This window comes from Methylobacterium sp. J-072, assembly GCF_022829425.1.
Lineage (GTDB): Bacteria > Pseudomonadota > Alphaproteobacteria > Rhizobiales > Beijerinckiaceae > Methylobacterium.
In genome coordinates, this window is the sequence record NZ_JAKSYK010000119.1 from 1 (window position 1) to 13488 (window position 13488).

General features: G+C 71.5%; 17 protein-coding genes. 5 read left to right on the top strand and 12 right to left on the bottom strand.

Features of this window, described 5'->3' with window-relative positions:
- From MKK67_RS13895 to MKK67_RS13945, 11 genes are all read right to left on the bottom strand, one after another.
- Nucleotides 1-270: 1-deoxy-D-xylulose-5-phosphate synthase N-terminal domain-containing protein (locus tag MKK67_RS13895; RefSeq protein WP_313899021.1), on the bottom strand; the 270-nt coding region annotated here is incomplete at its 3' end.
- Nucleotides 271-313: 43 nt separating this feature from the next.
- A complete protein-coding gene (locus tag MKK67_RS13900) occupies nucleotides 314-574 on the bottom strand; it encodes an exodeoxyribonuclease VII small subunit (RefSeq protein ID WP_058193261.1) in 261 nt (86 codons plus the stop codon).
- A 202-nt stretch (nucleotides 575-776) separates the two neighbouring features.
- The gene (locus MKK67_RS13905; RefSeq protein WP_243965632.1) at nucleotides 777-1289 is read right to left on the bottom strand and encodes a tyrosine phosphatase family protein; all 513 of its coding nucleotides are present in this window, start codon (nucleotides 1287-1289) and stop codon (nucleotides 777-779) included.
- A gap of 53 nt (nucleotides 1290-1342) precedes the next feature.
- Nucleotides 1343-1945, bottom strand: a complete 603-nt coding sequence (locus tag MKK67_RS13910) for an HD family hydrolase (protein WP_243965617.1) — start codon at nucleotides 1943-1945, stop codon at nucleotides 1343-1345.
- Entirely contained in the window at nucleotides 1942-2556 is a 615-nt protein-coding gene (locus tag MKK67_RS13915; RefSeq protein WP_243965618.1) for a DNA-3-methyladenine glycosylase I, read from the bottom strand. The genes MKK67_RS13910 and MKK67_RS13915 overlap by 4 nt, the downstream gene beginning before the upstream one ends.
- Nucleotides 2557-2617: 61 nt before the next feature.
- A complete protein-coding gene (locus MKK67_RS13920; RefSeq protein WP_243965619.1) occupies nucleotides 2618-3472 on the bottom strand; it encodes a YgfZ/GcvT domain-containing protein in 855 nt (284 codons plus the stop codon).
- 107 nt (nucleotides 3473-3579) lie between these two features.
- Nucleotides 3580-3840: a hypothetical protein gene (locus MKK67_RS13925; protein WP_147856766.1), complete on the bottom strand. Its 261-nt coding sequence runs from the start codon at nucleotides 3838-3840 to the stop codon at nucleotides 3580-3582.
- Between the two features lie 159 nt (nucleotides 3841-3999).
- On the bottom strand, nucleotides 4000-4437 hold the full coding sequence (locus MKK67_RS13930; RefSeq protein ID WP_243965621.1) for a TIGR02301 family protein: 438 nt from the start codon (nucleotides 4435-4437) through the stop codon (nucleotides 4000-4002).
- Entirely contained in the window at nucleotides 4434-4904 is a 471-nt protein-coding gene (locus MKK67_RS13935) for an NUDIX hydrolase (protein WP_243965623.1), read from the bottom strand. Before MKK67_RS13935 ends, MKK67_RS13930 begins: the two co-directional genes overlap by 4 nt.
- On the bottom strand, nucleotides 4901-5911 hold the full coding sequence (locus MKK67_RS13940) for a hypothetical protein (RefSeq protein WP_243965624.1): 1011 nt from the start codon (nucleotides 5909-5911) through the stop codon (nucleotides 4901-4903). Before MKK67_RS13940 ends, MKK67_RS13935 begins: the two co-directional genes overlap by 4 nt.
- A gap of 437 nt (nucleotides 5912-6348) precedes the next feature.
- Nucleotides 6349-7071 carry an SDR family NAD(P)-dependent oxidoreductase gene (locus MKK67_RS13945; RefSeq protein WP_058193267.1) on the bottom strand — a complete coding sequence of 241 codons (723 nt, stop codon included), beginning with the start codon at nucleotides 7069-7071 and terminating at the stop codon, nucleotides 6349-6351.
- 173 nt (nucleotides 7072-7244) lie between these two features.
- Here MKK67_RS13945 and MKK67_RS13950 point away from each other — a divergent pair, with 173 nt between their 5' ends.
- From MKK67_RS13950 to thiL, 4 genes are all read left to right on the top strand, one after another.
- Nucleotides 7245-7814: a carboxymuconolactone decarboxylase family protein gene (locus tag MKK67_RS13950; protein WP_243965625.1), complete on the top strand. Its 570-nt coding sequence runs from the start codon at nucleotides 7245-7247 to the stop codon at nucleotides 7812-7814.
- Between the two features lie 290 nt (nucleotides 7815-8104).
- Entirely contained in the window at nucleotides 8105-8593 is a 489-nt protein-coding gene (gene ribH / locus MKK67_RS13955) for a 6,7-dimethyl-8-ribityllumazine synthase (RefSeq protein WP_243965626.1), read from the top strand.
- An 11-nt stretch (nucleotides 8594-8604) separates the two neighbouring features.
- A complete protein-coding gene (nusB, locus tag MKK67_RS13960; RefSeq protein WP_243965627.1) occupies nucleotides 8605-9186 on the top strand; it encodes a transcription antitermination factor NusB in 582 nt (193 codons plus the stop codon).
- 3 nt (nucleotides 9187-9189) lie between these two features.
- Nucleotides 9190-10185, top strand: coding sequence for a thiamine-phosphate kinase (gene thiL, locus MKK67_RS13965; protein ID WP_243965628.1), 996 nt, complete (start codon nucleotides 9190-9192; stop codon nucleotides 10183-10185).
- Here the strand turns inward: thiL and MKK67_RS13970 are convergent.
- Nucleotides 10105-10506: a hypothetical protein gene (locus MKK67_RS13970; protein ID WP_243965629.1), complete on the bottom strand. Its 402-nt coding sequence runs from the start codon at nucleotides 10504-10506 to the stop codon at nucleotides 10105-10107. The two genes, thiL and MKK67_RS13970, sit on opposite strands and share 81 nt — an antisense overlap.
- Before the next feature lie 479 nt (nucleotides 10507-10985).
- Here MKK67_RS13970 and MKK67_RS13975 point away from each other — a divergent pair, with 479 nt between their 5' ends.
- Nucleotides 10986-13130 carry a sodium-translocating pyrophosphatase gene (locus MKK67_RS13975; RefSeq protein ID WP_243965630.1) on the top strand — a complete coding sequence of 715 codons (2145 nt, stop codon included), beginning with the start codon at nucleotides 10986-10988 and terminating at the stop codon, nucleotides 13128-13130.
- Nucleotides 13131-13488 lie beyond the last annotated feature (358 nt).

The following is a 13488-nucleotide window of genomic DNA, read 5'->3' on the forward strand; positions in this document are numbered from 1 at the left end:
CCCGGTGAGGATCTTGTGCGGGTAGCACTGGTGGCCGACATCCCAGACGATGCGGTCGTCGGGGGTGTCGAACACGTGATGCAGGGCGACCGTGAGCTCGACCACGCCGAGGCCGGAGCCGAGATGGCCGCCGGTGATCGAGACGGCGTCGATCATCTCGGCCCGCACCGCGTCCGCCACCGCCTGCAGCTCGGATTCCGGAAGCTGCCGAAGCGCGGCCGGCTCCGGGATACGGTCGAGAAGCGCGCTCAGCTCGGGGGAAATCGCCACGGCATCAACCTCTATCGGACGGGATCGGTCTGACCGCCGAGCCTCAGGATATATCGAGCGGCGCCACGCCCTCGGGCCGCCCGTCGGCACCGAGGGTGATCCGCTGGATCCGCGCCTCGGCCCGCTTCAGCAGCGCTTCGCAGTGCTTCTTCAGCACCTCGCCGCGCTCATAGATCGCCACCGACTCATCCAGCGGGACATCGCCCCGCTCGAGCCTGCGCACGATCTCCTCGAGTTGCTCCAGCGCCTTCTCGAAAGGCAGGTCGCCGGCGGCCGGGGCCACCTCGGGTCTGCTCGCGTTCATCCCACACACATCCTTTGGGTCGGTTCTAAGGCGGCAGCCGGTGCGGCCACAACCCACGCGAGGGCGGCGCCGGTCGGATCGGCAGCGTTTTGGCGTGACGCGGCGGCGTTTGCGCCACACTCCGCGCGCCTTGTGGAACGGCGCTCGAACGGGCGCGCGTAGGGGTGTCGGCGCCGACAACCGGAAGTTTGGTGAACGGCGATCACGTCACGGTGAGGCAGAACGGCGTCCCCTCGAACGCCTCGGCGCCGCGGCCGATCCGGGCGATCGCCGCGATCATGCGGCCGTCCCGGTCGAGCATTCGGTCGGCGATCGCCACGAACAGGGGATTGGGAGTGGCGGACGGGGAGGCGGCCCGCAGTGCGTCGGCGATCGCGCCTTCGTCGCGCTCCGGTGCCAGCGCGCAGGCCGCAATATAGGCCGCCGCGGTGGAGCGGCTGATCCCGGCATAGCAGTGGATCACCAGCGGCTTCTCCCGCGGCCAGGCCCGGGTAAAGGCCAGGATGCCGGCCACGTGTTCGTCAGCCGGCAAAACGTGACCGTCCCGGGGTTCGGCGATGTCGCTGACCCCGATGATGGCGTGATTCTCCGCATCGATCAGCGCCGGCCGCTCCAGCGGCGTGCCGACATTGACCAGCGTGAGCACGTGGCTCGCGCCGGTGGCGGCGACGGTCTCGGGCAGGCGCGAGAGCGGACAGACGTGAAGGGTCGGCATGCGGCGGCCCATGGCGCGGGATCGTGACGGATCGAGGGCGGCGGTATCGGATCTCAAGCCCGGCACAGGGCGTGGAAGCGGTCGAGGAACCGCGCCTCGGCCTGGGCGGTCGGCCACGGTTCGGCCAAAGCCAGGACGGGCTCGGGCAGGTCCGGGGCGGGTCCGAAATACAACTCGGCTTCGTCCGGGGCGAATCCGGCGAGCTCCACGGCCTCGATATGGGCGGCGATCCGGTCGGCGCGCTTGACCAGGCGGCCGAGGGCGGGCGCGGGCTCGCCGAGGCCGAAGCGGCGGCGCACGGCGGCGAGCAGGCGTAGCTCGACTCCGCGATAGGCGTCGCCGATCGCGGCCTTGAGCGGCGAGATGATGTCGCCGACGACATATTCCGGGGCGTCGTGCAGCAGCAGCTCCAGCCCGTCCGGATCGGTGCAGCCGGGGGTGATGTGGCGCCCGACCGCCTCCACCAGCAGGCTGTGCTGGGCCACCGAGAAGACGTGCGGCCCCCGGGTCTGGCCGTTCCAGCGGGCGACCCGGGCGAGGCCGTGGGCGATGTCGGCGATCTCGATGTCCCGGGGCGCGGGATCGAGGAGGTCGAGGCGGCGGCCGGACAGCATCCGCTGCCAGGCCCGGGGCGCCGGATCGTGCGTCTCGCTCATGCCGGCTGTCCCAGTGCGGCGCAGGGCGCGTGCCGGTGGCAGCCGACGAGGTGGTCGTTGACCATCCCGACCGCCTGCATGAAGGCGTGCACGATGGTCGGGCCGCAGAAGGAGAATCCCTCCGCCTTGAGGGCCTTGCCGATCGCCCGGGAGACCGGCGTCTCGGTCTGGATCTCGGCCCGGGTCCGGGCGCTGCCCTGGATCGGCCGCCCGTCCACGAAATCCCACAGGAACGGCGCGAAGCCGGGGCCGGTCTCCTCGATCCGCAGCCAGGCCCGGGCGCCGGCGATCGTGCCCAGGATCTTGGCGCGGTTGCGGATGATGCGGGTGTCACCCATCAGCCGGGTGACGTCGGCCTCGTCGTAGCGGGCGATGGCCTCCGGATCGAAGCCGGAGAACGCGTCGCGAAAGCCGTCGCGGCGGCGCAGGATCGTGATCCAGGACAGGCCGGCCTGGAAGCCGTCGAGGATCAGCTTCTCGTAGAGCGCCCGGCCGTCCCGCTCGGGCACGCCCCATTCGGTGTCGTGATAGGCGACGTAGAGCGGGTCGTGGCCGGCCCACCAGCAGCGGGGGCAACCGTCGGGATGATCGATCAGGCCGGTCTCGGACATCCCGCCGGTTTAGCGAGAACAGGAGCGGAACGCCATCGCCGCTCCGCGCCCCGATCCATGCTCACGCCGTCGGCGATCCGGCCGCCTCCGGCATCGCGAAGGTTGCGTAGTCCGGTTTCTCGAAGGTCACTGGGCGGTCACCGGCCATCGGAGTTGCACCGGCCGCGAGGGCGTCGGCCAGGCGGTCGAGGCGGACCAGGGCGAGGCCGCGCTCGCCCGCGGCGCTGCCGGTGGTGCCGAGCCCCTTGCCGCCGGCAGTGATCTCGGTGCCGGGGGGAGGGGCCTCGCCGGTGTAGCGGGCCGCGAGGATCCGGGTGCGGGCGGTGCCCCGGTGCTGCATCCGCGAGACCACCTCCTGGCCCACGTAGCAGCCCTTCCTGAAATCGACGCCGCCGAGCTGATCCATCATCGCCTCGTGGGGGAACGCGTCCCCATAGGCGTAGTCGCGCCCGCCCTCGGGCACGGCGAGCTGGATGCGATGGCGATGGTAATCCGCCTCCGCGGCATCGGCGGAGAAGGCGCCCTCGGCGGCGTAGAGCCGGGCGCCGAGATCGACGTGGCGGGTATCGGCGACCGTGCCGGTCTCCACCGCCGGGGAGGCGCCGGCCCAGGAGGCCGCCACCGCGACCGTCGGGTCGACCGCGATCGCGACCTGCGCGCGCAGGCGGTAGAGCGTCAGGCGCTTGGCGAGATCGGCCGCCCGGTCGAGGGCCGTGTCGAGCCGGAACCCGTCCGGGATCCGCGAGATCAGGAAGTCGAACAGGATCTTGCCCTGCGGCGCCAGCAGGGCGCCGAGGCGGGCCTCGGCATCCTCAAGGGTCTCGACGTTGCAGGTCAGCACGCCCTGGAGCAGCGCGGCGGCCTCCGGCCCGGTGACGGTGACGAGGGCGCGGTCCGGCAACAGGGCGACGGGCATGGCAGAGAAATCCTCACGCGACGGGGGCGATCCGGCAGCCCGGATCGCGTGGTCGGGAGGTAGGTGCTGCGCGTGCCCGCCTCAACCGTCTGCCGCCGCCGGTCTCCTCAATGCTGGAGGGTCGTCGTGAAGGCGCCGCCGCGGATGCGCTCCGGAAAGCCCTCGGCGTAGCGGGCAGTGGCCTCCTCGCCGTAGGTCATCACCAGTTCCTGGAACGCGGCGAACAGGGCGGCTTGAGCCATGCAATCACCGTCGAGCCCGTCGAGACAGCCTTCCGCGAACGCTTCCGAGACGTAACTCAGCGCGACGCGCTTCTCTTCGACGTCGACCTCAACCTCGATGGGGGCGGTCTGAGAGATGTGCTGCATGGGCCCGATACTTCCGCTGCGCCGGGCACAGGACCCGGCGGACCAGCGAATGATAGGTGGCTCCCCGCGGCTCGGCCAGCCGAGAATTTCAGATCGGTTAACGCGGGCGCTCGAAGTTGATGCTTTTCGGGGATGCAGGAACGGTGTGATGCCTCTGCATCACCCGCCGAATCTCCCGGCCAGGGCATGCGACAGCCTGTCACCCTCGGCGACGTAGCGGGCCGCCGCCTCGTGGGCTGCCGGAGTGCAGACCCGGTAGGTCAGCGCGTAGCCGCGATAGCCGCGATTGTAGGCGCCGGCCAGCCGGTCGCGGCGGGCAGGGGTCACGCCCTCGGATTCGATCAGCGCCTTCATGCGGGCTGGCCATTCCGCGGCATCGGGTGCCGCGCAGAGGCCGCGCAGGAAGGCCAGCGCCCCGATGATCTCGGACATCCGCAGCAGGTCGCGGTCATAGGGAGCGGGTACGTCCGCGGGCGGCGTCGCCTCTTTGGGCGCTTCCTTGGCCGGGGCGGGCGCGGCGCGGGTGCCGCGCTGCTGCTGCGCCAGGGCCGGCCCGGCGAGAGCCACGGCAAGGCACAGGATGACCGGAAGCCTCACGCGCTCGCCTCTTTGCCGCGCACCCGGGCAAACGCCTCGTGCAGGGTCTCGATCAGGCCCGGGGTCGTCGCGAGGCCGGCGATCTCGTCCAGCGTCGCCCAGCGGACCCCGAGGGCCTCCGGGCCTGCCACGGGCTCGCCGCCGCACCACAGGGCGGCGTGCGGATGGACGACGTAATGGTGGCGGGCGCGGCCGGCCTCGTCTCGGACGATGATCTCGGTGGGCGAGAGTACGCCGACCACCTCGGCCTCAAGGCCGACCTCCTCGGACAATTCGCGAAGCGCCGCCTCGGCCAGCGCCTCGCCGGCCTCGACGAGGCCGCCCGGCAGGGTCCAGACGCCGCGCATCGGCTCGTTGGCCCGGGCCGCCAGCAGGACGCGCGCGCCGCGGATCACCGCGATCGACGCGCCCACGTAGGGCCGGGTCGGGAACAGGCGGCTGCCGCCATCGGCTGTGCCCTCGGTCACGGCTTGCCTCCGTCCGGGGCGATGACGGCGATCCGCCCGTCGGCAAGGCCGACCAGCAGCCGCAGTGCGGCGCCCTCGCCCAGCGCCACGATGCCGGTGGTGGCCGGCGCGGGCAGCGGGACGCGCAGGCGCTCGTGCAGCGATCCCTTGGCCTGGACGAGGGCGATCTCGGCGCGGCCCGCCACCGGCAGAACGAGCTCGGCGGGACCGGCGGCCGGGACCGTGACGGCGAGATCGGCATCGCCCTCGCCCGCCGCGTAGCCCGGCGCCTCGCCGGCCGGTTCGATCTTCTCCGGGGTCAGGTTCCAGAGCTGGAGCAGGCCCCGGGCGCTGATCGTGGCGGCCTGGACGCCGCCGGAGCCGGCAAAGTCCGCGATGCCGGCGATCTTCAGGGGTGGCCCGGGCTGCGGCGGCGTGCGCGCCGTGACGCTCCAGGCCGCCTGACCGTCCGGGCGCCCGATCAGCACGAGGCCACCCGATTCCGCGCCCGAGAGGGTCGCGGCCAGGAGGGCCGGGCGGCCGGCGAGGCGCAGCAGGCGCGGCCGGAGCGGGGCGAACACCGCCTCGCCCCCCGCCGGCACCGTGACGGTGGCGACCGGAACGGGCTTCGGATCGGTGCTGACCGCCATCGGCTGGCGTTCGCGGATCGTCAGGACGGCGGCGGCGTCGCCGCCGTCGGGAGCCCGGGCGCGGCCGGTGAGATAGGCGCTCAAGGCTCCGGCCAGGACCCGGCGCGACCCCGGCAGGGCGCCCCGGGGCGTCTCGGCGGCGGTCAGCCCCTCGACCGCGTCCCGGCCGATCGGCCGGACCGTGACCGCGCCGTCCGTGAGGCCGAGCACGGCGCCGCCGTCGTCGCCCCAGACCAATGCGATCGGGGCGCTTTCCTCGTCACCGGCCGACGGGCCGGATTTCGCGCCGGCGATCGGCAGCAGGCCGGAGGTCGCCACGGAAATCGCGGCCTCGCTCTGCGGCCCGCGCAGCGCCCGCACCTTGAAGGGCAGGTCCACGATCCGGACGCCAGGCGCCTCCGCGCAGGCAGAGGCCAGCGGCGTGCACAGGCTCAGGCCGAGGAGGATCGCGAAGCTCCGGCGGCTCGGTACGGGGCGACTGTCGAGTCGGGTTCCGGGTCGTCCACGGCTTGATAGGAGGCCCGCTCCGGCAATGGCGAGCGCTCTCCCTCCCCCCTCTGCGGGGGAGGGTGGGCCGGCCGTCAGGCCGGGTCGGGAGAGGGGAGCGCCGTATCCGGAAAAGTCGAGACGGGGGCGAGACCCTGCATCGTCGCGCTGCCCCTCTCCCCCCCTGCTCCGCAGGGTACCCTCCCCCGCAGAGGGGGGAGGGAGAGGCGCGTGTCCCCGACCGATGCCCGCATCGGCCGCCGGTCTGTGAATGCCGTAACCCAGCCGAGAGAGGGCGCGCATCGCGACCGGCAGTCCCCATCGCCGGGTCAAACGTGCTGGCCGCCGTTGATGTGCAACTCGGCCCCGTTCACGTAGGACGAGGCGTCGGTGCACAGGAAGTAGATCGCCTTGGCGACCTCGTCCGGGGTGCCGAGCCGGCGCTGCGGGATCTGCTCGACGAGCTTTTCCGTGCCAGGCGACAGGATCGAGGTGTCGATCTCGCCGGGCGAGATCGCGTTCACCCGCACCCCGAGGGGCCCGAAATCGGCGGCCATTTCGCGGGTCAGGCCGGCGAGCGCCGCCTTGGAGGTGCCGTAGGCCGCGCCCGCGAACGGGTGGACCCGGGAGCCCGCGATGGAGGTGACGTTGACGATCGAGCCCCGGGCCCGGGCGAGTTCGTCGCGCAGGCCGCGGGCCAGCAGGATCGTGGCGAAGACGTTGACCTGGAACACCCGCTGCCAGCCGTCGAACTCGGTGGCGAGCGCCCCCAGGCGCTCGCCCGCGGGACCTTTGGGCGAGATGCCGGCATTGTTGACCAGCGCGTGCAGCACGCCTCCCTCGGCGTCGAGCCGGCCCCGGACCTCCTCGATGGCGCGCATCGTGTCCTGCGCGTCCGCGAGGTCGACCTGGAGGTGGTCCTCGGGACCCATCTCCCAGGGGCAGTTCTCGGGAAACGCGTGGCGCGAGCAGGTGATGACCCGCCAGCCGGCCGCCGAGAAGCGCTTGACCGTGGCGTGGCCGATGCCCCGGCTCGCGCCCGTGAGCAGCATGATGCGCCGGCGTTCGTTGACGGGGAGGGCCAAAGCCGTAAGCCTCGCTGGCGTGTGTTCGGATCGCGTCCGGCCCGGGCGCTCGTCGTGCCGGTGAGCCTGACCGGTCTAGGCGCACGAGGGCCGGAAATCCAGAGTGCGTCGCACGCGTACGGACGGGAGAAGGGCAAGCCATGACGGGTACGGACCGCCTGCCGGAAATCCCGGCGGACACCCTCACCGACGCGCAGGCCAAGGCCGCGGAGGCGTTCAAGGCCGAGCGCGGGGTCCCGGTGTTCGGGCCGTTCGTGCCGCTGCTGCGCAGCCCCGAGCTGATGCTATGCGCCAGCCGCATGGGGCTGTACCTGCGCTACGGCAGTTCCCTGCCGCTGCGCATCAGCGAGTTCGTGATCCTGTTCGTCGCCCGGCTGTGGAATCAGCAGGTCGAATGGCAGATCCACCACCCGATCGCCCTCAAGGCCGGGGTCGCGCCGGAGACCGCGCAGGCGCTGGCCGAGGGCCGGCGTCCCGACACGATGAGCGAGGAAGAGACGCTCGCCTACGCGTTCTCGACCGAGCTGCAGCACAACCGTGCGGTGAGCGATGCCACCTACGCCAACCTGGTGGCACGGTTCGGCGAGCAGGGCGCGATCGATCTCACCGGCATCAACGGCTATTACGCGCTGCTCGCCATGACCATGAACGTCGGCCGCACGGCTTTGCCCGAGGCCGGAGCGTCGCCGCTGCCGCCGCTGGTGCGGTAGAGGCGGATTCGGGTCGGCGCGTGCCATCTGTCTGCCCGGAGTTTCGGAGCCGCTGCGCGGCGCGTTCCGTGCTGGGTCCCGGATCAGGTTCCGCTGCGCTCCACCTGTCCGGGAAAAGGCGGGATGCGCCACGCAGTGGCCCCGCCAACCCGTCTCTCACGATGTGGTACCGCGCCGTCGCTCCTGCGCCGCTTGTCGCGCCGGCCGCTTCGGTCTAACCGTCCCCTATCCCGTGGGCGCCCGAAGCGCGGCGCCCGCGCCAACCCCCGAAAAACCGACCGGACGCAGCCATGGTCGCCCATTCCCGCGCCGCCACGGCGCCGATGCCCGCGGATCCGGCGCTTGCCGGCGCCCGCATCCTCGTCGTCGAGGCGCGCTACTACGACGCCTTGGCGGACGAGCTGCTGGCCGGCGCCCTCGCGGTGATCGAGGCGTTCGCCGCGCACGCCACCGTGGTGACGGTGCCGGGCGCCCTGGAGATTCCCGCCGCGGTGGCGATCCTGGCGGACGACTACGATGCCGTGGTGGCGCTGGGCTGCGTGATCCGCGGCGAGACCGGGCATTACGACATCGTGGCTGGCGAGAGCGCCCGCGCCCTGATGGATCTCTCGGTCCAGCGCCGGCTGCCGCTCGGTAACGGCATCCTCACCGTCGAGACCGAGGCGCAGGCGCTGGAACGCGCCCGGGTCGCCGAGATGAACAAGGGCGGCGGCGCGGCCGAGGCGGCGCTGGGAGTGCTCGCCCTCAAGCGCGCGGCCGAGGCGGCGCGCCCGCGATAACGAGAACCGACATGACCGGGACCACCGAAACCAGGCCGGACGGCGCCGCCCAGGATACCCAGGAGGAGACCGCCCGCGCGATCAGCCCGCGCAGCGGCGCGCGCCTCTCCGTGGTGCAGGCGCTCTATGAGATGGACATCTCCGGCAAGGGCGTCCTCGACGCGCTCGCCGAGTTCGAGGCGTTCTGGATCGGCCAGGAGGTCGACGGGATCCTGCATCCCAAGGCCGAGACCGCCTTCTTCCGCGACCTGCTGCGCGGCACGGTCGAAGAGCAGCGGGCGATCGACCAGAAGCTCGACCAGGCGCTGGCCCAGGGCTGGCCGCTCCGGCGCATCGAGATCGTGCTGCGGGCGATCATGCGGGCGGGCGCCTACGAACTGATGTTCCGGCCCGACGTGCCGGCGCCGGCGGCGATCTCCGAATATGTCGACGTGGCCCACAGCTTCTACACCGCCGACGAGCCGGGCCTCGTCAACGCCGTGCTCGACCGGGTCGCCCGGGATGTCCGGCCGGGCGAGATGAGCGCGCCCAAGGGCGGCGGCAAGGTTCCCGGTAAGCCGGGCTCCGGGAAGCCGCCTGCCAAGAAAGCCTGAGTTATGGCCGGGCCGGGTCGCGCCTCCGAGGAGGGGCTGATCGCCCGCTACTTCGCCCCGCTGGCGGGACCGGGGGCGGACGGGCTCCGGGACGATGCCGCGACCCTGACCCCCACCCCCGGGCACGATCTCGTGGTCACCGCCGACGCGGTGGTGGCCGGGATCCACTACTTTCCCGACGATCCGCCGGCCTCGATCGCCCGCAAGGCGCTCGGGGTGAACCTGTCCGACATCGCCGCCAAGGGGGCGGTGCCGCGCGGTTTCCTGCTGACCCTGGCGCTGCCCGACGATTGGACCGAAGCGTGGCTCGCCGGTTTTTCCGAAGGGCTCGGCGCGGCGGCGGTCGAGGCGGGCTGCCCGCTGCTCGGCGGCGATACGGTACGCTCCGGCGGGCCGGCCTTGATCGGGGTCACGGCGTTCGGCGAGGTGCCGGGCGGCGGCATCGTTCGGCGCGGCACCGCGCGGGTCGGCGACCGGATCTGCGTCAGCGGCACGATCGGCGACGCGGCCCTCGGCCTGCGGCTGCGCCTGGAGCCGGAAGCGCCCTGGGCCGCCGCCCTCGACCGGGCGCAGCGGGCGGTGCTGGCCGACCGCTACCTGCATCCGCGCCCGCGCCTCGCCCTGGCTGATGGGATCCGCCGCCACGCCTCGGCGGCGATGGACGTGTCGGACGGGCTCGCCGGCGACCTCGCCAAGATGCTGGGCGGGGGCCGCAGCGCCCGGATCGCGGTCGAGACCGTGCCGCTCTCGGAGGCCGCCGCCCGGGCGCGCGCGGCGGAGCCCGGCCTGATCGAGCCGATCCTGACCGGCGGCGACGATTACGAAATCCTCTGCACCGTCGCCCCGGAGCGGCTCGACGTGCTCCGCGCCGAGGCGGCGGAAGCCGGCATCCCGCTCTCCGCCATCGGCACCGTCACCTCAGGCGACGGCCCGCCCGGCTTCGAAATGGGCGATGGCGCTGCGCGCGTGTTCGCGGCTGGGGCGTTCAGCCACTTCTGAAGCTGGGCCCGGGCTGGTCCGGCCCAGCACGATGTGGGTGACCCCCTCGGGCTGGCGGCCGATCTGGCGGCGGACCTCGTCCATCATGCCGGCCGCCACGATCGGCATCCACAGGGCCAGGTCGCCGGGCGTCAGCGCGGAGCGGCCGGTGACCGCTTCCTCCGGGCGGGGCGGGGTCGAGAAGGCCCGCTGCAGGATGTGCAGGAGGTCGCCCTGAGCCGCTTCCGGCTGGGCCGCGACCCGCTCGGCGATCAAAAAGTGCACCGCCCCCGTCAAGACCTCGATCGTCGCCGCCAGCTTGGCGACCTGGTCGCTGCTCATGTCCAGCCCCATCCGGTTATGCAACTGGAAGTAGAAGCGGCTATGGTTAACCGCGGGTTAAACGCCGCGTCCCCGCGAAGAATCCGGTCCCGTACGGGGCGCACGCTGCGAAGAAATGGCACCGCCGGACCGCGTCTCTTCGGCGTGTCTTCGCAGCGAGGCTTCGCCAGGATTTGGCGCAGTGCAGCATTCGCATCCCGCACCGCCGACGTCGTAAAACCGGGCGTTTGCGCTCACCGGCGAAGTTTGGCAACACATGTCGGGCCGATCACGCCATGGTCGGGCCGACTCTTATCCTTTGCTGAGACGCATCACTGTCGCCGAGCCGGTCTCCACGACGGCGGTGGTCGCGCCAAGACTGACCTTTGGGAAGGAATGCCCCGAATCGAGCGCCACGTCCCATGATCGTCGAAACACGGTCAAGCTCGACAAGAATCACAAGCCCCCGCCAGGCACGATAAGAACAAGGACGGTAGAGCATGATCCCCTTGGCTTTGATCATCGTGGGCGGGCTCTGTGCCGTCGCCTACGGCATCGTCACGATCCTCGATCTGATGCGACGGGATGCCGGCACCCAGCGCATGCAGGAGATCGCCGCCGCCATCGCGGAGGGCGCGCAGGCCTATCTGAAGCGGCAATACCTCACCATCGGCCTGGTCGGATTGGTGCTGTTCGTGCTGCTGGCGGTGTTCCTCGGGATCAAGGTCGCGGTCGGCTTCCTGATCGGGGCGGTCCTGTCGGGGGCGGCCGGGTTCATCGGCATGAACGTCTCGGTGCGGGCCAATGTCCGCACGGCCCAGGCGTCCTCGACCTCGCTGGGCGCCGGCCTCGACATGGCGTTCAAGTCCGGGGCGGTGACCGGCATGCTGGTCGCCGGCCTCGCGCTCCTGGGGGTCGCCTTCTACTACCTTTACCTCACCCGCGGCGCCGGGCTCGACCCGTCGAGCCGCGAGGTGATCGACGCGCTGGTGGCGCTCGGCTTCGGCGCCTCGCTGATCTCGATCTTCGCCCGGCTCGGCGGCGGCATCTTCACCAAGGGCGCCGATGTCGGCGGCGACCTCGTCGGCAAGGTCGAGGCCGGGATCCCGGAGGACGATCCCCGCAACCCGGCCACCATCGCCGACAACGTCGGCGACAATGTCGGCGATTGCGCCGGCATGGCGGCCGACCTGTTCGAGACTTACGCGGTGACCATCGTGGCGACCATGGTGCTGGCCGCGATCTTCTTCTCCGGCCCCACCGGCAGCGGCCGGGCGGTGCTCGAGCCGATGATGCTCTATCCGCTCGCCATCGGGGCGGCCTGCATCGTCACCTCGATCGCCGGCACCTACGCGGTGCGGCTCTCGGCCAACCAGTCGATCATGGGCGCCCTGTACAAGGGGCTGATCACCGCGGGCGTGCTGTCCGTGGTGGCGATCGCCATCGTCAACCTGACCCTGCTGGGCGGCTTCTCGACGGCGTTCACCACCTCGACCGGGGTGACCTTCACGTCGGGCGGCCTGTTCGGCTGCGCGGTGATCGGGCTCGCCATCACGGCGCTGATCGTGGTGATCACCGAGTATTACACCGGCACCAACTACCGCCCGGTGAAGTCGATCGCCGACGCCTCGGTGACCGGCCACGGCACCAACGTGATCCAGGGCCTGGCGATCTCGCTCGAATCGACCGCGCTTCCGGCCCTCGTGATCGTGGCCGGCATCATCAGCACCCATGCGCTGGCCGGCCTGTTCGGCATCGCCATCGCGGTCACCGCGATGCTGGCGCTGGCCGGCTTCATCGTGGCGCTGGACGCCTTCGGGCCGGTCACCGACAATGCCGGCGGCATCGCCGAGATGGCCGGCCTGCCCCCGGATGTCCGCAAGTCCACCGACGCGCTGGACGCCGTCGGCAACACCACCAAGGCGGTGACCAAGGGCTACGCGATCGGCTCGGCCGGCCTCGGCGCCCTGGTGCTGTTTGCCGCCTACACGTCGGACCTGAACTACTTCATCGCCAATGCCAGCCCGACGCAGTACCGGTTCTTCCAGGGCGTCAGCGTCGATTTCTCCCTGTCCAATCCGTACGTGGTGGTGGGGCTGCTGCTCGGCGGCCTGATCCCGTTCCTGTTCGCCGGCATCGCCATGACGGCGGTCGGCCGGGCGGCGGCTGCGGTCGTCGAGGAGGTCCGGCGCCAGTTCCGGGAGAAGCCCGGCATCATGCAGGGCACCGACCGGCCGGATTACGGCCGGGCGGTCGACATGCTGACCCGGGCGGCGATCAAGGAGATGATCGTCCCGTCGCTGCTGCCGGTGCTCTCGCCGATCGTGATCTTCTTCGTGATCCAGCTGATCGCGGGCAAGAGCCAGGCCTTCGCCACGGTGGGCGCGAGCCTGCTCGGCGTGATCCTCACGGGCCTCTACGTCGCGGTCTCGATGACCTCGGGCGGCGGCGCCTGGGACAACGCCAAGAAGTACATCGAGGACGGCCACCACGGCGGCAAGGGCTCCGACGCCCACAAGGCCGCAGTGACCGGCGACACGGTCGGCGACCCCTACAAGGACACGGCCGGCCCCGCGGTGAACCCGGCGATCAAGATCACCAACATCATCGCCCTGCTGCTGCTGGCGGTGCTGGCGCATTATTGAGGGGCGGGGCGGCGATCCTGCATGGGCCCAGACGCTTCATGCAGGATCGAACCGGCGCTCCGTCAGCCGACGCCCGACCGAGAGGCTGACCGCAATCGGCATGGCCGGGGGATGTCTGAGACGGGTGGATTTGCGACGGTCTGCTTCCGGTCGATGACCGAAGGAATCAGACATCGCCGTCGCACCCGTTCGCGACCCTTTGTGAACCCATAGACTAGCTCGGAAGCCGTTCAAGACGCCGACAGCACGTCGGGCAAACCCTTCAGGTCGTCCAACTTGGCGTGCGGCGGCCAGTCTGGGTTCAGCGGCTCGCCGACCCGGTCGATCCACACGGACCGGATGCCGAGTTCGTGGCAGA

What these genes read in the sequence shown, in the direction of transcription:
- MKK67_RS13900 (WP_058193261.1), bottom strand. Translation starts at nt 574, where the DNA reads ATGAACGCGAGCAGACCCGAGGTGGCCCCGGCCGCCGGCGACCTGCCT.
- MKK67_RS13905 (WP_243965632.1), bottom strand. Translation starts at nt 1,289, where the DNA reads ATGCCGACCCTTCACGTCTGTCCGCTCTCGCGCCTGCCCGAGACCGTC.
- MKK67_RS13910 (WP_243965617.1), bottom strand. Translation starts at nt 1,945, where the DNA reads ATGAGCGAGACGCACGATCCGGCGCCCCGGGCCTGGCAGCGGATGCTG.
- MKK67_RS13915 (WP_243965618.1), bottom strand. Translation starts at nt 2,556, where the DNA reads ATGTCCGAGACCGGCCTGATCGATCATCCCGACGGTTGCCCCCGCTGC.
- MKK67_RS13920 (WP_243965619.1), bottom strand. Translation starts at nt 3,472, where the DNA reads ATGCCCGTCGCCCTGTTGCCGGACCGCGCCCTCGTCACCGTCACCGGG.
- MKK67_RS13925 (WP_147856766.1), bottom strand. Translation starts at nt 3,840, where the DNA reads ATGCAGCACATCTCTCAGACCGCCCCCATCGAGGTTGAGGTCGACGTC.
- MKK67_RS13945 (WP_058193267.1), bottom strand. Translation starts at nt 7,071, where the DNA reads ATGCTGCTCACGGGCGCGAGCCGGGGCATCGGCCACGCCACGGTCAAG.
- MKK67_RS13950 (WP_243965625.1), top strand. Translation starts at nt 7,245, where the DNA reads ATGACGGGTACGGACCGCCTGCCGGAAATCCCGGCGGACACCCTCACC.
- ribH (WP_243965626.1), top strand. Translation starts at nt 8,105, where the DNA reads ATGGTCGCCCATTCCCGCGCCGCCACGGCGCCGATGCCCGCGGATCCG.
- nusB (WP_243965627.1), top strand. Translation starts at nt 8,605, where the DNA reads ATGACCGGGACCACCGAAACCAGGCCGGACGGCGCCGCCCAGGATACC.
- thiL (WP_243965628.1), top strand. Translation starts at nt 9,190, where the DNA reads ATGGCCGGGCCGGGTCGCGCCTCCGAGGAGGGGCTGATCGCCCGCTAC.
- MKK67_RS13970 (WP_243965629.1), bottom strand. Translation starts at nt 10,506, where the DNA reads ATGAGCAGCGACCAGGTCGCCAAGCTGGCGGCGACGATCGAGGTCTTG.
- MKK67_RS13975 (WP_243965630.1), top strand. Translation starts at nt 10,986, where the DNA reads ATGATCCCCTTGGCTTTGATCATCGTGGGCGGGCTCTGTGCCGTCGCC.